20 protein-coding genes are annotated in these 18,860 nt (G+C 47.1%); 18 read left to right on the top strand and 2 right to left on the bottom strand.

What is annotated here, in order from left to right:
* Positions 1–95: 95 nt before the first annotated feature.
* Positions 96–581 carry a methylated-DNA--[protein]-cysteine S-methyltransferase gene (locus tag MKHDV_RS04710; protein ID WP_160712858.1) on the bottom strand — a complete coding sequence of 162 codons (486 nt, stop codon included), beginning with the start codon at positions 579–581 and terminating at the stop codon, positions 96–98.
* A gap of 39 nt (positions 582–620) precedes the next feature.
* Positions 621–1,643, bottom strand: a complete 1,023-nt coding sequence (locus MKHDV_RS04705; RefSeq protein ID WP_160712756.1) for a TIGR01212 family radical SAM protein — start codon at positions 1,641–1,643, stop codon at positions 621–623.
* Positions 1,644–1,729: 86 nt separating this feature from the next.
* Between MKHDV_RS04705 and MKHDV_RS04700 the strand changes: the two genes are divergently transcribed.
* The 18 genes from MKHDV_RS04700 (at position 1,730) to MKHDV_RS04615 (ending at position 18,860) form a co-directional block, all read left to right on the top strand.
* On the top strand, positions 1,730–2,770 hold the full coding sequence (locus MKHDV_RS04700; RefSeq protein ID WP_160712754.1) for a rod shape-determining protein: 1,041 nt from the start codon (positions 1,730–1,732) through the stop codon (positions 2,768–2,770).
* Positions 2,771–2,843: 73 nt separating this feature from the next.
* Positions 2,844–3,665 (top strand): rod shape-determining protein MreC, encoded by an 822-nt coding sequence (mreC, locus tag MKHDV_RS04695; protein WP_160712752.1) that lies wholly within the window; start codon positions 2,844–2,846, stop codon positions 3,663–3,665.
* 26 nt (positions 3,666–3,691) lie between these two features.
* Complete coding sequence (locus MKHDV_RS04690) at positions 3,692–4,180, top strand: hypothetical protein (RefSeq protein ID WP_160712750.1); 489 nt, start codon at positions 3,692–3,694, stop codon at positions 4,178–4,180.
* Positions 4,164–5,960 carry a penicillin-binding protein 2 gene (mrdA, locus tag MKHDV_RS04685; RefSeq protein WP_160712748.1) on the top strand — a complete coding sequence of 599 codons (1,797 nt, stop codon included), beginning with the start codon at positions 4,164–4,166 and terminating at the stop codon, positions 5,958–5,960. The genes MKHDV_RS04690 and mrdA overlap by 17 nt, the downstream gene beginning before the upstream one ends.
* Positions 5,957–7,072, top strand: coding sequence for a rod shape-determining protein RodA (gene rodA, locus MKHDV_RS04680; protein WP_160712746.1), 1,116 nt, complete (start codon positions 5,957–5,959; stop codon positions 7,070–7,072). Before mrdA ends, rodA begins: the two co-directional genes overlap by 4 nt.
* A gap of 54 nt (positions 7,073–7,126) precedes the next feature.
* Entirely contained in the window at positions 7,127–7,486 is a 360-nt protein-coding gene (locus tag MKHDV_RS04675) for a polymer-forming cytoskeletal protein (protein ID WP_160712744.1), read from the top strand.
* A 360-nt stretch (positions 7,487–7,846) separates the two neighbouring features.
* The gene (locus MKHDV_RS04670; protein WP_160712742.1) at positions 7,847–8,263 is read left to right on the top strand and encodes an ATP synthase F0 subunit B; all 417 of its coding nucleotides are present in this window, start codon (positions 7,847–7,849) and stop codon (positions 8,261–8,263) included.
* Positions 8,264–8,291: 28 nt separating this feature from the next.
* Entirely contained in the window at positions 8,292–8,855 is a 564-nt protein-coding gene (locus MKHDV_RS04665) for an ATP synthase F0 subunit B (protein WP_160712740.1), read from the top strand.
* On the top strand, positions 8,852–9,403 hold the full coding sequence (atpH, locus tag MKHDV_RS04660) for an ATP synthase F1 subunit delta (RefSeq protein WP_160712738.1): 552 nt from the start codon (positions 8,852–8,854) through the stop codon (positions 9,401–9,403). The genes MKHDV_RS04665 and atpH overlap by 4 nt, the downstream gene beginning before the upstream one ends.
* A 4-nt stretch (positions 9,404–9,407) precedes the next feature.
* On the top strand, positions 9,408–10,916 hold the full coding sequence (gene atpA / locus MKHDV_RS04655; RefSeq protein WP_160712736.1) for a F0F1 ATP synthase subunit alpha: 1,509 nt from the start codon (positions 9,408–9,410) through the stop codon (positions 10,914–10,916).
* A gap of 18 nt (positions 10,917–10,934) precedes the next feature.
* Positions 10,935–11,819, top strand: coding sequence for a F0F1 ATP synthase subunit gamma (locus MKHDV_RS04650; RefSeq protein WP_160712734.1), 885 nt, complete (start codon positions 10,935–10,937; stop codon positions 11,817–11,819).
* 19 nt (positions 11,820–11,838) lie between these two features.
* Positions 11,839–13,248 (top strand): F0F1 ATP synthase subunit beta, encoded by a 1,410-nt coding sequence (gene atpD / locus MKHDV_RS04645; protein ID WP_160712732.1) that lies wholly within the window; start codon positions 11,839–11,841, stop codon positions 13,246–13,248.
* Positions 13,249–13,268: 20 nt separating this feature from the next.
* On the top strand, positions 13,269–13,673 hold the full coding sequence (locus MKHDV_RS04640; protein WP_160712730.1) for a F0F1 ATP synthase subunit epsilon: 405 nt from the start codon (positions 13,269–13,271) through the stop codon (positions 13,671–13,673).
* 236 nt (positions 13,674–13,909) lie between these two features.
* Positions 13,910–15,283 (top strand): bifunctional UDP-N-acetylglucosamine diphosphorylase/glucosamine-1-phosphate N-acetyltransferase GlmU, encoded by a 1,374-nt coding sequence (glmU, locus tag MKHDV_RS04635; protein WP_160712728.1) that lies wholly within the window; start codon positions 13,910–13,912, stop codon positions 15,281–15,283.
* A 37-nt stretch (positions 15,284–15,320) separates the two neighbouring features.
* The gene (zapB, locus tag MKHDV_RS04630) at positions 15,321–15,557 is read left to right on the top strand and encodes a cell division protein ZapB (protein ID WP_160712726.1); all 237 of its coding nucleotides are present in this window, start codon (positions 15,321–15,323) and stop codon (positions 15,555–15,557) included.
* A gap of 6 nt (positions 15,558–15,563) precedes the next feature.
* Positions 15,564–15,860, top strand: a complete 297-nt coding sequence (locus tag MKHDV_RS04625) for a cell division protein ZapA (protein WP_160712724.1) — start codon at positions 15,564–15,566, stop codon at positions 15,858–15,860.
* A gap of 162 nt (positions 15,861–16,022) precedes the next feature.
* Positions 16,023–17,582 (top strand): ribonuclease Y, encoded by a 1,560-nt coding sequence (gene rny / locus MKHDV_RS04620; RefSeq protein WP_160712722.1) that lies wholly within the window; start codon positions 16,023–16,025, stop codon positions 17,580–17,582.
* 393 nt (positions 17,583–17,975) lie between these two features.
* A complete protein-coding gene (locus tag MKHDV_RS04615; protein ID WP_160712720.1) occupies positions 17,976–18,860 on the top strand; it encodes a LytTR family DNA-binding domain-containing protein in 885 nt (294 codons plus the stop codon).

Below are 18,860 nucleotides of genomic sequence, written 5' to 3'. Positions count from 1 at the left end.
AGAGTTTGGTTTTTCCGAAGAAACGCAGCAATGCGCGGTTTTGTCATCAATCTAAACGGGGTTCCCCCTCTGCCCGCCGGAGGCATATAAAATTTTTACCTAACTTTGGGTAAGACGCCTTCGATGCCAAGTAGATAACGCTTCATGGTCAATCCCTGACCAGAGAATCCGCCGATTCCTGACGCAGCCACAACGCGGTGACACGGAATGATGAGCGGCCAACGGTTGCGAGCCATAATCTGACCTACGCCGCGAGCAGCGTTGGGACTTCCTGCAAGGGCTGCCAGTTCTCCATAGGAAACAGTCTCACCATATGGAACCTGCATCAGCGCTGTAAGAACCTTTTGACCAAACGGCGTCATATTTTCAAGAGCAAATGAAATGTCCGGCCAGTGAACATGCTCACCTGCCTCATAACTCAAAAGACATTCGAGTAACTGCTTGCCTGTTTCTGACAATTCTGGTGTCGAGACTTCTCCGTCTGCCCATAGTAGTGAAAGCTCTACAAGCTTGTCATCCTGCCAATTAAGAATCAGGCGAAGCTTGTTGCCGACGATCTGTTCAATCTCAGGTAAAAACATATTCACTCGCACGCTTAAAGATGTGTGTCTGCATACTGGCTATCGCGCCAAAAAGCCCATCTGTTTTGCAACAGCGTCATATTCGATGTCCCACTGATCACGTCGACGTCGTGGCAGATTTTCTCTGATTGTAAACCACAGTGGAATACCATCAGGAGCATCGACCTCTTTTCCCTGCCATGTGTCACGGGTAACAAGCTCAGCCATAATCTTGTCTATCTGCTCTCGCTTAGAAATTCCCCAATCCGGAGCAAGCAATTCGCCGATAAGAGCATCACCTGTGAGTCGCTGGATGATCATTGTACTTGGCACTTTTGGCACTGCACGAACTATGGCATCAATAAATTCTTCTTCGGTTATAGGAATGTATTCGCCACTACGCCACATTTTTGCAAGTACTGTGTTGTCTGCAACATATAAACTATGAAATTTGATACCGCGGATGGGAAGTTTGCTCACCATTTCCACAGTCTGTAAAAAATCATCAGTAGTTTCATTCGGTAAGCCCGCAATGAGATGCGCACAGACTTTGATACCGCGATCTGCGGCTAAATTGACCGCATGAACGAAATCTTCATAAGTATGACCACGGTTTATCAGTGATAAAGTACGGTCGTGTGCAGACTGAAGCCCCAGTTCAAGCCAAATCTCGTCTAAATCCTGACTTGCGATAATATCTAACTTTTCTGTATCGACACAATCTGGCCGAGTTCCGATTGACACACCCATAACACCCTGTAAAGATGCGATAGAAGTGAGATTTTCAGAGAGTTTTTCAGCAGGCCCATAAGTATTGGAAAAAGACTGCAAATAGGCTATAAACAATCTCGCGTTTTGAGTGCGTGTATATTTATTATACCAGGCATCCCACTGATCATTCAAATTCATCCCCTGGATCCCCATTCCGGAACCCGATCCGGAGGGATTACAAAAGATGCAACCTGCACGGGAAAGAGTACCATCTCGGTTGGGACAGGTCGCCCCGGCATCCAGAGGGATTTTTTGTACACGTTCAGCAAAACGATAGCGAAAGTAAGTTGCCAATTGGAGATATCTATTCATACTTTTGAATTATTCTCTAATTTACAAGTTTTCAACAGGTTACGATGTAACAGACACATCTTATAGACCAAAGCAAGCGAGAGCATATGGCCAACGCATTAAATTTTCTTCTTGGAATGTTTTCCAACGACCTTGCTATTGACCTTGGTACTGCAAACACATGCGTTTACGTAAAAGGGCAAGGCATTGTACTCCGTGAGCCTTCCGTAGTTGCTGTTAAAAAAGACAACCGCGGCGGCAGCGTTGTACTTGCTGTAGGGCAAGATGCCAAGCGAATGCTTGGACGTACCCCGGGTAACATTCAGGCGATTCGTCCGATGAAAGACGGCGTTATCGCTGATTTTGAAATCACCGAAGCTATGCTCCGCCATTTCATTACCAAAGTCCACAATTCCCGTCGCCTTGTGCGCCCAAGAATCATTATCTGCGTACCAACCGGTATTACTCAGGTTGAAAAACGCGCAGTAAAAGAATCTGCTCAAAGTGCCGGTGCCCGTGAAGTGTACCTTATCGAAGAACCAATGGCAGCAGCAATTGGTGCGAACCTCCCGATTCAGGAACCTACCTCCAACATGGTAGTAGATATCGGTGGTGGCACAACTGAAGTCGCAGTCATTTCCCTTTCCGGTGTTGTTTATTCAAAATCTGTGCGCGTTGGCGGTGACAAAATGGACGAAGCCATTATGACACACGTAAAACGTAAATACAGTATGCTCATCGGTGAAGCGACTGCAGAAGACATTAAAATCAAAATAGCTTCTGCGCATACCATGCTCGAAGAAGAAACTTTGGAAGTAAAAGGTCGCGACCTCGTAACAGGTATTCCGCAACACATTACTATTACTTCTGAAGAAATCCGCAAAGCAATCGCAGAACAGGTTGACTCCATCGTACAGGCTGTACGTATTGCGCTCGAACAGACTCCTCCGGAACTTGCTGCTGATATCGTTGATCGCGGCATCGTTCTTACAGGCGGCGGCGCACTCCTTAAAGGTCTCGACCAGCTCCTGCGTGAAGAAACTTCCCTGCCTATTACAGTAGTAGACGATCCGCTCTCCACTGTTGTAATGGGTACAGGTAGAGCTCTTGATAATCTGGATATTTTGAAGGAGGTAACGGTCGATTAACTCCTCACTGAAACGCATATTTATTTTCCTGTTCACCGCTCTCCTTTTGTACCTACTACTGCTCTCATGGAACATGCGTTCTGGCGCGGTAGATAGATTTGCTGCCAATACAGGGTTAGAATTCACCGGTGCTGTTTTAAAGCCCGGCAAATGGGTTGTACATAATGCTACAAACCTATGGGACGAATATATCTACCTGCAAGGTGTGCAACAAGCAAACGTGCGGCTGTTGAGGCAAGTAGAAGATTTAAGCTTCAAACTTGCTGACGCCAGAGAAAATGTTGCCGAGTTAAAACGACTGAGGGCACTTATTAGCCTCTCTCCACCGCCAACGTGGAGCAGAGTCGCTGCCCGTGTGCTTTCTTACAGAATCGGAGTTCAGGCTGAACTGGATTCTATTATCCTTGATAAAGGCTATCTGGATGGCGCAAGCAAAAACACGCCTGTTGTCACCCATGAAGGAGTTGTAGGCCGTATTGTAAAAGCCGGTCCTACTACATCCTCTGCCCTGTTGCTTACCGATCTTAACAGCCGCATTGCTGTTATCAGCAGTAGCAACAGGACTCGTGGCCTTCTTGTGGGCTCTGGAAACCGAGACGAATTACAGCTTAAATATGTCCCTATAAATGCACAGCTTGCAGAAGGGGAATTGCTTGTAACATCCGGTCTCGCAGGTGCATACCCTAAGGGTCTGCCTATTGCCAAAATCGTATCCATTACGCATTCGGATATTTCGCTTTTCAAAACAGTAATGGCTGTGCCGCTTGCCAGCTTAAGCAACCTTGAGGAAATCCTCTTGCTTCAGGCAACGCCTGCAACAATGGAAATTGAAGCCAAGCCTTTATCTGGAGAAACTGCTTCTTCTGAAAACGCAGAACAGAATGCAACTAACTAGCGCTGTTTTCACACGCGGACAGAGTTATGCGAAAAAGTAGGCGACCTCTCTTTAAAAATATCTTCTGGTGGCTCGGCTATACAGTCGCAGCTATCTGGATGCAGTTTGCAATCGCAGGTGTGGATTTTTTCATGCCTGCGGTTATCTGCTCCATGCAGGAAGAAAATCCCCGACAGACCTTCTGGCTTGTTACAATGTTTGCCCTCATTCAGGAAGGCACAGGCGCCATAGCCTTTGGTTCCTCTACGCTCTGGTATTGTTCCGCACTGATACTTATGTATTATGGTCGATGGATGTTCGATGCGAACAACTTTTTCTTCATCGTACTGGTTTCATGCGCTCTAGGGTTCTGGAATTTAGGACTCACCATGCTGATGGCAAACTTGCAAAACTTCCAGGTTAATTTCGAACTGTTAGTCGCCGACAGCTGCTTGCTGGCCGGTATTATTCCTCTCGTATGGATTATTCTGTACTCACTACGGCAAGGATACCTGCGTAATGTCAATGCAACTTGATCCAGATGGCTACCAACCACCCAAAACAGGACTATGGTTACTGCAGGGGCTTGTGCTTCTGCTTTTTCTCATATTTCTGCTCAGATTCTGGTTCCTGCAAGTTCACCACGGGACCGAATTTGCAAAAAAATCCCGCGACAACCGAATTCGACAGGCACAAATCTATGCCCCCCGTGGGCTGCTGCGTGCCCGTAACGGCGAACTTCTTGCAGAAAACCGCCCTGCGTACGGTCTTGGCATTGTACGCGAAGACGTAAAAGATATTGATGCCTCGCTCAAGCAGATCAGCCTTTGGACAGGTGTACCACTCGAGAATATCGAAAAAAGGTACAAAAAGGGTCGCTGGCGCACCAAAGCATTTGAGCCTCTTTTAGTTGTTCCGACTCTCGATTTTTCCCAATTAGCCATCATAGAAGCCAATTCACTGGATTGGCCGGGTTTGGAAGTAATGACCCGCCCTCAGCGATACTATCCTGAAGGCGAACTCTTTGCGCACATCCTTGGCTATGTTTCTGAAGCTAACGAAAAAGAACTTGAAGCAATTAAAGAGCTGGACCTTGGCGACACCGTCGGCAAACAGGGTCTTGAACTCATAAAAGAAGACACTCTGCGCGGCACAAAAGGCTTGCGGCAGATGGAAGTTGATATTTCCGGTCGAGAATACAACTCGCAGACCCTTGAGGAACCATCAGCCGGTTCTTCTGTCAGCCTTTCAATCGATCTTGAACTGCAACGCATTGCAGCCAAGCAGCTAGAAGGTCAGGCAGGTTGTGTTGTTGTAATGAATCCCGACACTGGCGAATTATATGCGCTTGTCACTACCCCTAGTTTTGACCCTAACGCGTTCACTCGCGGCTTAAGTCACAAAGAATGGGGCGAACTACGCGACAACCCAAAATTCCCGCTTCAGAACCGCGTTATTCAATCAGTCTACCCTCCTGCATCAATTTGGAAGCTGCTTATGGCAGGTCTTTATTTACAGGAAGGAATCGACCCGAATGAAACCATTAAGTGTAACGGCAAATACAAGCTGGGTAACCACACCTTCCGTTGCTGGAAAAAGTGGGGACACGGCCCGCAAAATTTGACCGATGCACTCGTGCACTCATGTGATGTCTATTTCTACGAAATGGGACAACGTATCGGTATCGATAAAATTGAAGCATTCGCACGCAAAAACGGTTTCGGTTCCAAAACCGGTATTGATCTGCCGCACGAACGCTCTGGCCTTGTCCCGTCAAAAGCATGGAAACGTAGACGTTTCAACCAGCCTTGGCAGGGTGGAGAAACAGTTATTACCTCTATCGGTCAGGGCTTTACTCTGGTAACCCCCGTACAGATGGCTGTATTTATTTCTTCACTGCTGAATGAAAAAGGTGAGCTTCTTAAGCCAAATCTTTTCAAAGGTGCGCCCAAAAAAGTACAGGGTATATCTCCGCTAACACGCGAGCAGAGAGCCTATATTGTTAAGGCAATGCAGGAAACTGTTGAAGCCAAACGGGGTACAGCACGTATTCTGCGCACTAAAAAAGCAATCGTCGGCGGCAAAACCGGTACTGCACAGGTAGTGAAGCTGAAAATTGATGCAAACGACAACCGACTCAAAAATGAAGATCTTGAATACTGGCAGCGTGACCATGCATGGATGGCTGCCTGGGCTAAGTTCAACGGTAAAAAGTTCGTTGTTGTTACTATGGTTGAACACGGTGGCGGTGGTTCCTCCACTGCGGGCCCTATGATTCGGAATATTTTGAATTACATTTACGAGAATGACAAATGATTGCATTTGACAGACGCTTACTCACACACATGAACTGGGGATTGCTTCTCATTACAATCTTCTTGTTCGGCATCGGAGTATTGAACCTATATTCTGCAAGTGCATTTATGTCTCAGGAAGGTATGGCTGTAACGGCGTACTACCAGAAACAGCTCGTATGGGGCGTCATAGGCTTCGGTGTTCTTATCCTATCCATACTCATCGACTACCGTCATTTAAAGAGTCTGGCATGGCCCATCTTCATTGTAACAATCATCGCACTCGCCCTTGTTCCTGTAGCAGGCAAAACAATCTATGGTGCGCGCCGCTGGCTTGATCTCGGCTTTTTCAACTTTCAGCCGAGTGAACTGGCAAAAATTTCCACAATCATCATTACAGCACGCCTTCTCTCTCGTTCTGCACATCCGCTGGACTGGAAAGAACTTTTCATAATGCTTGGTATTTGCTCCATCCCTGCTGGACTTATTCTAGTCCAGCCGGACCTTGGAACAACGTTGAACATGTTGTTGAACGTTGGTGGTATTATCCTGTTCCGTGGCCTTACACCACGTGTTTTTAAAACATGTGCAATTGTAATCCCTTCACTTATTCCCGTGGGCTGGTTCTGCATGCTGGATTACCAGCGGCAGCGCGTGCTCACATTTCTTAATCCGGGGGATGACCCCCTTGGAGCAGGTTACCAGATTATCCAGTCACAAATTGCTATCGGTTCCGGTCAACTGACAGGGAAAGGCTTCCTTGGCGGCACACAGTCACAGTTGCGTTTTTTGCCGGAAAAGCATACGGATTTTGCTATTGCTGTATTTGGGGAAGAATGGGGGTTTATTGGCTGTCTTATACTGCTGTCTCTATTCTGTCTCTTTTTACTGGCTATCTTTACCACCACCAGGGATGCTAAAGACCGTTTCGGTTCTTTTTTATCCGCCGGCGTTTTCTTTTACTTCTTCTGGCAGTTCCTTATCAACATGGGAATGGTGATGGGTCTTATGCCGGTAGTTGGTATTCCACTACCTTTTATCAGCTACGGCGGTAGTGCTACGGTGGTTAACCTGTGCCTTCTTGGCCTTGTCCTAAATGTCTCGATGCGACGATTTGTTTTCAAAACAGATTAACCTGTTATATGATTTTTTTGATGCGCAACGTGCGTGAGTAGAAAGGAGTCTCCAATGGCTAAAGACGAAATCAACGCCTTTTTAGGTTCTGGCACCGTTTACGAAGGCAAACTTAACTTTCAGGGCTCTGTACGCATCGACGGTAACTTTACCGGCGAAGTATTTTCAGAAGGCACACTGGTTGTAGGTAAAGATGCCAAAATGAAAGGCCAGATCCGTGTAAGCCAAATGATCCTGTCCGGACACATCACTGGTGAAGTATACGCTACAGAACGCGTTGTGCTGCACAAAACAGCCAACCTAGTAGGCACACTTCACACCCCTGCTCTAGTCATGGAAGAAGGCGCTAAAGTGGAAGGTCAAATCTCCATGAACGGTGCTACTGAATCCATGATTATTGAACCTGCTGCGTAATCCCCGATCACGCTTTGATATTTGTTAAAAAAACCGCCGGAAGGCGGTTTTTTGTTTACGGTTACATTTTATAAAAAAAACCCCGCCACAACTTTTTACAACCATTATATTTTTCTTCATTTCAACTTGTGCAATAATGCGCTTATGCGTAACCCATCAAACTCACATGGTTAGGCTGATCAAACACAGCTGATGGACCATTGTTTTTTTCGTTAACGCACGATTATCAAGCATTCCCGAGCTACTGTTTAATTACACAGTAACCCTTTTTTTTAAAAAAGGTTTTGACACAACATAGTGAATCAGCTAATTCGGAAACGACTTTGAGCTTAAATTCACAACCTCACCAAGGGAGCAGGCATGATCGATTTGGATATTACGTTAGTTATCCAATTGGTGAACTTCCTCATCGTGCTGGTTGGCTTGAACGCACTCCTGATCCGCCCCATCCGGGAGATTATCAAGCAACGCCAGGACAAAGTGTTAGGGTTGCTTGGCGACGCCGAACAGTTCGTCGAAGCCTCTGACTCCAAAATCAAGAACTACGAGAACGCTCTCATTGACGCGCGCAAAGCAGCTGTTGCTGAACGCGAAAATGTGAAAGAGGCCGCTCTCGCTCAGGAAGCAGGTATAGTAGCTAAGGCAACCGCAGACGCCCAAGCATCTATCGCTGTATCCAGAGAGAAAGTCGCTACCGATGTAGCAAAAGCAATGGAACATCTGAAAGGGCAAGTGGGCGCTCTTGCAGAACAAACCATCGCAAAAGTACTCGGATAGCCGCGTAAGCGTTGAAGGAGGGTTCGCTTTGAAGAAGCTGAGAACTACAGTCGGTGCATCGATTCTGGTACTGCTTATGGCAGGTACAGCATTCGCACAAACCGACGGACATGGCTTACCGTGGGATAACTTCGCATATCGCGTAATTACCCTCGCAGTCGTACTCGGCATCATCTGGTACGCTGGTGGCAGCAAAATTAAGGCATTCTTTAATGGTCGCGCAAGCGGCATTGAAGAAGAATTGATTTCGCTAGAAACCCGCAAAGCAGATGCAAAAGCCAAGCTAGCTGACGTAGAGCAGCGCATTGCCAACATGGATGCAGAAGCCCAGAGCATTCTTGAAGAGTACCGTAGTCAGGGTGAAGCAGCAAAAGCTGCTATCATCGAGCGCGCTGAGAAGTCCGCTAGTCAGATTACGGAACAGGCAGGCAAAGCCGCTGAAAACGAAGTAAAGCAGGCGATGGAGCAGATGCGTGAAGAAATGGCAGATTTAGTTGCCGATGCTGCTGAGCAGATGATTGCGAAGAAGCTCGACAAGAAAGGCCATGAAACACTCATCGATAAATACTTAACTAAGGTGGTGCTCAGTTGACCGGTAACATCATAGCACGCAGATATGCCAGGGCGCTTTTTTCCCTCGGCAAGAAAGCTGGTTCGGAAGAACTGAAAGCTTTCGGCAAGGAGCTTGATGCACTGGCTGGAGTGATCAAGAGCACACCTGAGCTTGGCAAAATATTCCGGAATCCAATCATCACTGTTGATGAGAAAAAAGCTGTTATAGCTTCTTTATTGGATCAAGGACAGGTTAGCGTGATTGTCCGCAACTTCTGCAAATTGCTTGCGGACAAAGAGCGTCTTTCCGCCATTCCGGAAATTCAAGCCTTTTACAATGTTCTACTTGATGCCGACCAGGGTGTTGTTCGCGGTGAATTTATTACCGCAATCAAACTTCCAAAGGCCAAGTGCGATAAAGTAAAATCCCAATTGGAAAAACAGGCTGGCCAGAAGCTGTTCCTATCTTTCAGTACTGACGAATCCATTCTTGGCGGCGTAGTTCTGAAAGTAGGCGACAAGGTACTCGATGCTAGCCTTCGAGCACAGCTGGGTATCTTGAAAGAAAACATCAAGAGGGGTGAGTAGGGCCATGCAGATTAAAGCAGAAGAAATCTCCCAAATTATTGAAAGCCAGATCGAGAATTACGAACAACGTGTAGAAATGAGTGAAACCGGTACTGTACTGTACGTAGGTGACGGTATCGCTCGTGTATACGGCGTTCGTAATGCCATGGCCATGGAGCTGCTGGAATTTCCAGGCGGCCTTAAGGGCATGGTTCTTAACCTCGAAGAAGACAACGTTGGTGTTGCTCTTCTTGGCGACGACACAGGTGTAAAAGAAGGCGACTTAGTAAAACGTACTGGTCAGATCTTCTCCGTACCAGTTGGTGACGAAGTTATGGGTCGCGTTTTGAACCCACTTGGTCAGCCAATTGACGGCCTTGGTCCAGTTGACGCTCCTCAGGTTCGTCCTGTTGAGCTTAAAGCTCCTGGTATCATTGCACGTAAATCCGTTCACGAGCCAATGCCTACCGGTATTAAAGCTATTGATGCTATGACCCCAGTAGGTCGTGGTCAGCGTGAACTGGTTATCGGTGACCGTCAGGTTGGTAAAACAGCTGTTTGTCTCGACGCTATTCTCGCACAGAAAAATACAGACATTCACTGCTTCTATGTAGCGATCGGTCAGAAAAAATCTACCGTTGCTCTTGTAGCAGATACCCTTAAGAAGCACGGCGCGATGGAATACACAACCATCATTTCCGCTACCGCTTCTGAACCGGCACCATTGCAGTTTATTTCTGCATACACCGGTTGTACCATGGCTGAGCACTACCGTGACAACGGCAAGCACGCACTCATCGTTTACGATGACCTGTCCAAACAGGCTACTGCGTACCGCCAGATGTCTCTCTTGCTCCGTCGCCCTCCAGGACGCGAAGCGTTCCCGGGTGACGTATTCTATCTGCACTCCAGACTTCTTGAGCGTGCAGCTAAAGTTAACGACAGTCTTGGCGCTGGTTCAATGACAGCTCTGCCTATCATTGAAACTCAGGCAGGCGACGTATCTGCATACATTCCTACCAACGTAATTTCTATTACTGATGGTCAGGTTTACCTCGAGCCTAACCTCTTCAACGCTGGTATCCGTCCTGCGATTAACGTAGGTCTTTCCGTATCACGTGTTGGTGGGGCTGCTCAGATTAAGGCTATGAAGCAGGTTGCAGGTACAATGCGTCTTGATCTTGCTCAGTACCGTGAACTCGCAGCGTTTGCTCAGTTCGGTTCTGACCTTGATAAAGCTACACAGGCAAAACTTAATCGTGGTGCCCGTCTCGTTGAGCTGCTTAAGCAGCCTCAGTACGAGCCAATGGAATTCTGCGATCAGATTTCGTCTATGTATGCTGCTACTCGTGGTTTTATGGATGACGTTGAAGTTGAGCGTATTCGTGAATTCGAATCCGGCTTACTTGACTTCCTTCGTTCTTCTAAGTCCGACATTCTCGCTGACCTCAAAGAACGCGCCGTCATTGACGACGATATTGAAGGTCGCCTGAAAGCCGCTATCAACGAGTTCAAAAAAAGCTTTAGCGCTTAAGGATTGGAGGTGTAGTTTATGCCTTCATTGAAAGATGTCCAGCTACAGATTGCCGGGGTTAAGAAAACCAAGCAGATTACAAAAGCAATGAACATGGTTGCTTCTGCAAAACTGCGTGGTGCTCAGTCTCGTATCGAACGCTTCCGCCCTTATGCGGATAAATTCTACGAAATGCTGGGCGATCTTGCCAGCAAAGCAGACGAGAATGCACATCCACTTCTTGAAATCCGTGAGGAAATCAAAACTTGTGCGATTGTGCTTGCAACTTCCGACCGTGGACTTTGCGGCAGCTTCAACGCGGGCCTTATTTCTAAGGCTGGCAAGCTTGCCAAAGCAAAGACTGCGGAAGGTAAAGACGTTAAATTCTACTGCATAGGTAAGAAAGGACGCGATTTTGCGCACAAATCTGAGTTTGACCTTATAAAAGGCTACCCGGATTCTATGGGCAATTTTGACTTCTCTCTTGCTAACGAGCTCGGAATGGAACTTATCCACTCCTATCTCAGCGGTGAACTTGATGAAGTTGTACTCATTTACGGTGAATTCGTGAGCATGGGTAAACAGGTTCCTGTTGAACAACAGATCCTACCTATGTCCTCTGACGAAGCACCTGAGGTTGAAGAAGATACCTCAGGCGTTAAAAAAGAGTTTATTTACGAACCAGCTGTAGAAGGTCTTCTTGCAGAACTTCTGCCCCGCTTTATTAAGGTCCAGATTTATCGTGGCCTGCTTGATACCTCTGCATCAGAACATGCAGCTCGTATGGCAGCCATGGATAATGCCACAAAGAACTGTGACGAAATGGTCGACAACCTGACTCTTATCTACAACAAGACTCGTCAGGCCGCCATTACCAGTGACCTAATGGATATTGTCGGTGGCGCTGAAGCGCTGAAAGGATAAGTAAGGGAGCGAATGAGCTATGGCTAACGTAGGTAAAATCGTTCAGGTTATCGGCGCGGTTGTTGATATCGAGTTTGCCGATGGCAACCTGCCGAATATTCTGAATGCTGTTAAAATTGAAAACCCGAATAACACCGACGCCCCTGTGCTTATCTGTGAAGTAGCACAGCACCTCGGCGACAACGTAGTTCGTACCATCGCGATGGACGCTACTGAAGGTCTTGTTCGTGGTATGGAAGTAATCGATACTGGCGCAGCTATTACTGTACCAGTTGGTGATGCTTCCCTTGGCCGCATCATGAACGTTGTTGGTGAACCAGTGGATGAAATGGGTCCCATCGATGCTAAAAAGATGATGCCTATTCACCGCTCTGCTCCGTCATTTACAGAGCAGGACACTAACGTTGAAGTTCTTGAAACTGGTATTAAAGTTGTAGACCTCCTCATTCCATTCCCTAAGGGTGGTAAGATGGGTCTCTTCGGTGGTGCTGGTGTAGGTAAAACTGTTATTCTCATGGAAATGATTAACAACATCGCTAAGCAGCACGGTGGTATCTCCGTATTTGCTGGTGTTGGTGAACGTACCCGTGAAGGTAACGACCTTTACCATGAAATGAAAGACGCTGGCGTTCTTGAGAAAGCCGCCCTCGTATATGGTCAGATGAACGAACCTCCGGGAGCACGTGCACGTGTTGCGCTTACTGCTCTCACCTGTGCGGAATATTACCGTGATGAAGAGAACCAGGACGTGCTTCTCTTCGTTGACAACATCTTCCGCTTTACTCAGGCTGGTTCAGAAGTATCTGCTCTCCTCGGTCGTATGCCATCAGCGGTAGGCTACCAGCCTACTCTCGGTACTGACCTTGGTGGCCTTCAGGAACGTATTACATCCACAACCAAAGGTTCTATTACCTCTGTTCAGGCTGTATACGTACCTGCTGATGACTTGACTGACCCTGCTCCGGCAACCACATTCTCTCACCTTGACGGTACTCTTGTACTTTCTCGTCAGATTGCGGAACTTGGTATTTATCCAGCGGTTGACCCGCTTGACTCTACCTCCCGTATTCTTGACCCGAACGTCGTAGGTGAAGAACATTACAATATCGCTCGTGAAGTGCAGATGAGCCTCCAGAAGTACAAAGATCTTCAGGATATCATCGCAATTCTCGGTATGGACGAACTCTCTGATGATGACCAGCTCGTGGTAGCACGCGCACGTCGTATTCAGCGTTTCCTTTCCCAGCCGTTCCACGTAGCGGAAGTATTTACCGGCACCCCTGGTGAGTATGTAAAACTTGAAGACACCATCAAAGGCTTTAGAGGCATTCTTGACGGTGACTACGACCACATGGCCGAAAACGACTTCTACATGGTCGGCGGCATTGAAATGGCTATCGAGAAGTACAACCAGGGTCAGCAGGCTTAATCCCTAAAAGGAGCTGACTTATGGGAAATATACTTCGTCTCGAGATTGTAACGCCAGATCGGCTCGTACTTAGTGAAGATGTGGACTATGTAGGTGCACCTGGGCACAACGGTGAGTTTGGTATTTTGCCAAATCACATACCGTTCCTTGCTGCACTTCAGATCGGTCCTTTGCACTACAATGTTGGCGGCCAGACACGTTACGTGTTTGTCTCCGGCGGTTTTGCAGAGATCTCCGAGAACAAAGTAACCATCCTTGCTGAAGCTGCCGAGCGTGCTGAAGACATCGATCTCGGTCGTGCTCGTCAGGCCAGAGAGCGTGCTGAACAACGCATGTCCATGGAAATGGACGCAGTTGACTACGCTCGTGCACGAGCAGCTCTTGCTCGTTCACTCCATCGCCTCAAAGTGCGTAATCCTGAATAATATTCAGATTATCGTAATAGTAAGAGCAGGCTGTTTTCGAACAGCCTGCTTTTTTTTTATCATTAAATATTCCAAGCCACTGCATTACAAACAATTCCTTCCAGCCCCCTTGCCACGCCACTCCCAGTCTTTTCCTTATAAATTCAATTATACGTTTCTACTAGACAAGTCCCCGCTCACACACGTAGTACATATGCGTTAGAAGTACTTGTTACCATGGTATCTCAGGAGTAAGAATGTCTGCCAGAGAAACAATCGGAGCACTTGTGCTTGCTGCGGGTAAAGGTACCCGTATGCATTCTGACAAGCCCAAAGTTCTTCAGGAACTTTTAGGCGCACCAATGCTCCGTTATGTATATACAGCTTTAGACCCGCTCTTCGGAGAAGGCATCTGGACCGTAGTTGGTCATCGATCAGAAATGATTGAAGAAAAATTTGCCGGCGAAGAACGTAATTTTATTCACCAAACCGAACAGCTCGGTACAGGACACGCATTACAAACAGCATGGGACGAACTCGTAGAGTCCGGTCTCTCTCATGTTCTTGTTGTTAATGGTGACACTCCTCTATTACCGCAGCCCCGGCTCATCAATTTTCTAAAAGAGTCTCTTTCCAATAACGCTGATATTGGTTTCATGACTCTTACCCTTCCACATCCCGGCTCATTCGGCCGCGTTGTGCGTCATCTTGGCGATGTAGCTGCTATTATCGAAGCGAAAGACTACGATGAAAATCTGCATGGTCCAGAGCCCCGTGAAATCAATGCAGGTATCTACCTGCTCAATATCGCAAGTGTTACACCGCTTCTCAAACGCCTTTGCAACGAGAACAAGAGCGGTGAATATTATATTACAGATCTCGTAGGATTTGCTGTTCAAGAACAGATGACCGTTGCCGGTGTGGAATGTGGCAACGATCCGCAGCTGCTCGGCATCAACAATCCTGCGGAACTTGTGCGTTCAGAATCCCTGCTTCGTGCCACTCTTGTTATGGAATGGCTTGAACAAGGTGTGACCATCCATGCGCCGGAATACGTGCGCCTTGGACCAATGGTAACGCTTGAGCCGGGTGCCGTACTGCATGGCCCGTGTGAACTCTATGGTACTACCCATGTGAAACGCGGCGCAGAAATTTATTCTAACACTTGGATTAAAGATTCCACTTTGGCAGAAGGGTGTGTTATTCATCCATTTAGCCACCTTGATGGTGCAACTGTAGGGAACGACTGTACAGTAGGTCCTTACGCACGGCTTCGTCCAGGTGCTGTCATGGAACAGAGTGCCAAAGTCGGTAACTTTGTAGAAATGAAAAAAACCGTATTGGGAGAAGGCTCCAAAGCAAACCACTTCACCTACCTTGGTGATACTGAAGTGGGTACTGGTGTTAACATTGGCGCAGGTACAATTACATGTAACTACGACGGCGTTAACAAGTACAAGACAATCATCGAAGACAATGCCTTCATCGGCTCTAACTCTTCTCTGGTTGCTCCAGTTTGCGTGGGAAAAAATTCCCTTGTTGGAGCAGGCTCCGTTATAACAAAAGATATTCCTGAAAACACGATTGCTGTTGCTCGTGGCAAGCAGAAGAACTTGCCCAAAAAATGCTAGTATTGATTTCTCGTACCAAAAAGGATAGTTAAAGCTTATGGAACTTATAGACCGTTTAGAACAAAGATTAGAATCTCTTCTTGAAGAAGTAGAGTTGCTTAAGAACGAAAATATTCAGCTTAAAGAAGAAGTTGAAGTAAGTCTTTCTGTGCTCGAAGAAGAGAATCGCTCCTTGAAGGACGAATTGGAACAAGAACGTTCCACGAAAGATGCAGTTATGGGCCGCATTGACGGTCTGCTGTCTAAGCTTTCAAACCCTACAGACTCAATGTAATAAGCTATGCGCAGCTTCACTCTGAAAATACTCGGCACCGAGGTCTCTTTCAAATCGGAAGCGGACCACGACGCTGTCGAACGGGCGAAAATTCTTGTAGAGGACCGTTTTAACACGCTCTACAGTCCGGGTATGCCTATAAGCAAGGAAAAGTTGCTCATCTTCCTTGTCTTGGGGCTTGCAGATGATTATTTGCTTACAGCAGACAGGCTGCTAACGCTTGAACAACGATTAGAACGATTAACAACGAGAGTGGAAGGCTGTGCAGATAATGACGCAGCAACACAGGATAACTTGTCTTAATTTGACATTTTCCTGCTCGCAATACGCCATACTGTATTAATTTATATAGACAGTCGGGGCTTTTTTTTTTCCACTCTCCCTTTATATATAAAGGCACATCTGTGCTCTAAACATGTACATCTCAGATTCACAGAATCTGTGTGTAATAACGGGAGAAAAGGTATGAGTCTGATATCACTCGGGCTCGTCCTTGTTGGTGCTATTATTGGAGCTGGCTCCGGATACGCACTGCATAAAGTTGTTTCCTCTAAGCGATTGGGTGACGCGAAGGAACTATCCACACGCATCATTGAAGAAGCTCGTAAGGAAGCACAGGCTCAAAAGAAAGAAATTATTCTTCAGGGTCAGGACGAGATATACAAACAGAAGCGCGAACTTGACCGTGAATTTAAAGACCGTGAGAATGAAACCAAAGCTCGCGACCGTAAAATTCAGGAACTCAGTGAACGCGTAGAACGTAAGCGCGAACAGGCTAACCAGAAAGAACAGGAACTGCTTTCTCTGGAAAAAGACCTCACTCGCAAAGAACGTAAAATCGAAGATAAAATTGCACTGCTCGACTCCAAACTTGATGAGCAGGAACTGAAATTACAAGAAGTATCTGGCCTTACCATTGAAGAAGCGAAAGAACGCCTCTTCAGCGAAGTGGAAGCACGTACTAAGCATGAAGCCGCTAAAATGGTTCGCCAGATTGAAATGGAAGCAAAAGAGACTGCTAACCGCAAATCTCAGCACATTATTGCTACTGCTATCCAGCGCTACGCAGGTGACTACGTTGGTGAACAGACCGTTACCGCTGTTACCCTGCCAAGCGAAGATATGAAAGGACGCATCATCGGCCGTGAAGGGCGTAACATTCGCGCTATCGAAGCAGCCACCGGTGTTGATCTCATTATTGATGATACTCCTGAAACAGTCATCCTTTCCGCATACAGCCCGCTGCGTCGTCAGATTGCCAAAATGGCACTCGAACGTCTCATCAGCGATGGCCGTATTCACCCTGCACGCATTGAAGATGTTGTTGGCAAGGTTAAGGAAGAGCTTGAAGTTCAGCTTCGTGAAGTTGGCGAACAGGCCACTTTCGATGCTGGTGTTCACGGTATCCATCCTGAGCTTATTAAGTTCCTCGGTCAGCTTAAATACCGCACAAGTTTCTCCCAGAATGTTTTACAGCATTCTTTGGAAGTTTCTTCTCTCTGTGGAATGATGGCTGCTGAGCTTGGCCTTGATATCAAAAAGGCTAAACGTGCAGGCTTACTGCATGACCTTGGTAAAGCTATCGACCATGAAGTTGAAGGCCCGCACGCACTTATCGGTGCTGATCTGGCTAAAAAATACGGTGAAGCTAAAGACATCGTGCATGCAATTGCAGCGCACCATGAAGATACTCCGCCGACCACTGCTCTTGCAGTTCTCGTTCAGGCTGCGGACTCCTTGTCCGGTGCTCGTCCAGGCGCTCGTAAAGAACTCCTTGAGAACTACGTTAAACGCCTCGAAGAACTCGAAGGCATTGCAACAGCATTTGATGGCGTAGCAAAAGCTTACGCTATTCAGGCTGGTCGTGAAATCCGCGTTATGGTTAACTCCGATAACGTAGATGACGATTCCACCTACCTACTCTGTAAAGAGATTGCTGATAAGATTGAAAACAATCTTACCTACCCGGGTCAGATTCGCGTAACTGTAATTCGCGAACGCCGAGCAGTAGGCTTTGCTAAATAGCAAGACGCTCTCTTAAGAACGTAAGAAAGGCCGCACATTGTGCGGTCTTTTTTTATATCCAAAGAAATGCTGCCAGGTAGATACATTTTGGGGCTAGGCAAGCGCCTCCATGAAAAGTACTCCCCCTTAGGACACTAGCTTTCGCATCGCTCTAATATTCGCCAACGGTTAACAACCGCTTCCCCGCTATCCCGCGGAAGTGTCGTCCTCCCGACTGCGAATTTATTGGTTTTCAAATGTTATCCTTTGCTGATTACTCCATATTTCGGTACGAATTCACTGTTCAACCAGAGAAGGTCGAGTTTCCCTTCACATGATGCAGTTGAGAATGTAGTATTGTGCGAGTCAGTTATGTAAATATTTTTTTCAGCTTTCAAATCACGGTTGCCTACTATGTTACCAACACTACTTGTTCATCCAGATCCGGAAATCCGAACACAGCTCAGAAAGTTTTTCGAGCCTGTCGATTTCGTGCGTATAGTGGGCGAGGCCGTGCATGTGGATGAGGCACTGGAATTACTCAGTGCCATTGAATACGCTGTTCTCGTTGTAGCTGTTTCCATCAAGGAACCACGCGACGGCTTTGAACTCACACGGCGCCTCCGCGGACGTACCAAACAACCGGCTCTCATTTTTCTGGCAGATAACGAGGACGACGCATTTACAGCGTTTGAACTCGAAGCCACAGATTATCTCATCTTCCCATGCACAGAAGAACGGTTCGCGCGTTCTGTTTCGCGTCTTGAACAATTCAGAATGCACTTCAACCTCGCGCAGGAACCTTCCACACAATGGCAGGAGCCAACGGTTCGTGACGTTGCTGAAGTTGAGGATGGAGAACCGGAACAGACTCTTCAACTTCCATTGGAAGAAGAAGAGCAGGATCAGTTCCTCAATGCATTGCGACAAGCATGGGAGCTTACGGAAAAATTCCGCCCAGCAGAAATTGAAAAACTCGCCATCACCTCCGGCGGGCGTACAATGTTGCTGCCGTATAACGAGATTATTTTTATTGAAGCCAACGAAGACTACACCTATGTCCACACCGCTTCCGGAAAACACCTTACTTCGTACAGGTTGAAAATTTTGGAAGCGAGATTGCGCCCGCACAATTTCTTCCGCGCACATCGCAAATTCCTAGTAAATTTGGACATGGTTACAGAAATCGCATCACTTCCCGGTTCCAACTTCATGTTGAGAACTGCCGGACGTACCCGTATTGAAATTCCTATCAGCCGCAGGCGGTTAGGTGAACTCAAACAAGTTCTGGGGCTATAG

The sequence above is a fragment of the Halodesulfovibrio sp. MK-HDV genome (genome assembly GCF_009914765.1).
GTDB lineage: Bacteria > Desulfobacterota > Desulfovibrionia > Desulfovibrionales > Desulfovibrionaceae > Halodesulfovibrio.
The sequence above is the reverse complement of the archived record's forward strand: the minus strand, read 5'-3'. Positions and strand labels throughout refer to the sequence as shown.

Excerpts from the sequence above, each read along its gene's own strand:
- mrdA (WP_160712748.1), top strand. The coding sequence starts at position 4,164 with ATGTCAATGCAACTTGATCCAGATGGCTACCAACCACCCAAAACAGGA.
- MKHDV_RS04625 (WP_160712724.1), top strand. The coding sequence starts at position 15,564 with ATGCGCAGCTTCACTCTGAAAATACTCGGCACCGAGGTCTCTTTCAAA.
- MKHDV_RS04710 (WP_160712858.1), bottom strand. The coding sequence starts at position 581 with ATGTTTTTACCTGAGATTGAACAGATCGTCGGCAACAAGCTTCGCCTG.
- MKHDV_RS04700 (WP_160712754.1), top strand. The coding sequence starts at position 1,730 with ATGGCCAACGCATTAAATTTTCTTCTTGGAATGTTTTCCAACGACCTT.
- atpA (WP_160712736.1), top strand. The coding sequence starts at position 9,408 with ATGCAGATTAAAGCAGAAGAAATCTCCCAAATTATTGAAAGCCAGATC.
- zapB (WP_160712726.1), top strand. The coding sequence starts at position 15,321 with ATGGAACTTATAGACCGTTTAGAACAAAGATTAGAATCTCTTCTTGAA.
- atpD (WP_160712732.1), top strand. The coding sequence starts at position 11,839 with ATGGCTAACGTAGGTAAAATCGTTCAGGTTATCGGCGCGGTTGTTGAT.
- mreC (WP_160712752.1), top strand. The coding sequence starts at position 2,844 with ATGCGTTCTGGCGCGGTAGATAGATTTGCTGCCAATACAGGGTTAGAA.
- MKHDV_RS04675 (WP_160712744.1), top strand. The coding sequence starts at position 7,127 with ATGGCTAAAGACGAAATCAACGCCTTTTTAGGTTCTGGCACCGTTTAC.
- glmU (WP_160712728.1), top strand. The coding sequence starts at position 13,910 with ATGTCTGCCAGAGAAACAATCGGAGCACTTGTGCTTGCTGCGGGTAAA.
- MKHDV_RS04615 (WP_160712720.1), top strand. The coding sequence starts at position 17,976 with ATGTTACCAACACTACTTGTTCATCCAGATCCGGAAATCCGAACACAG.
- MKHDV_RS04705 (WP_160712756.1), bottom strand. The coding sequence starts at position 1,643 with ATGAATAGATATCTCCAATTGGCAACTTACTTTCGCTATCGTTTTGCT.
- MKHDV_RS04650 (WP_160712734.1), top strand. The coding sequence starts at position 10,935 with ATGCCTTCATTGAAAGATGTCCAGCTACAGATTGCCGGGGTTAAGAAA.
- MKHDV_RS04640 (WP_160712730.1), top strand. The coding sequence starts at position 13,269 with ATGGGAAATATACTTCGTCTCGAGATTGTAACGCCAGATCGGCTCGTA.
- rodA (WP_160712746.1), top strand. The coding sequence starts at position 5,957 with ATGATTGCATTTGACAGACGCTTACTCACACACATGAACTGGGGATTG.
- MKHDV_RS04690 (WP_160712750.1), top strand. The coding sequence starts at position 3,692 with ATGCGAAAAAGTAGGCGACCTCTCTTTAAAAATATCTTCTGGTGGCTC.
- MKHDV_RS04670 (WP_160712742.1), top strand. The coding sequence starts at position 7,847 with ATGATCGATTTGGATATTACGTTAGTTATCCAATTGGTGAACTTCCTC.
- rny (WP_160712722.1), top strand. The coding sequence starts at position 16,023 with ATGAGTCTGATATCACTCGGGCTCGTCCTTGTTGGTGCTATTATTGGA.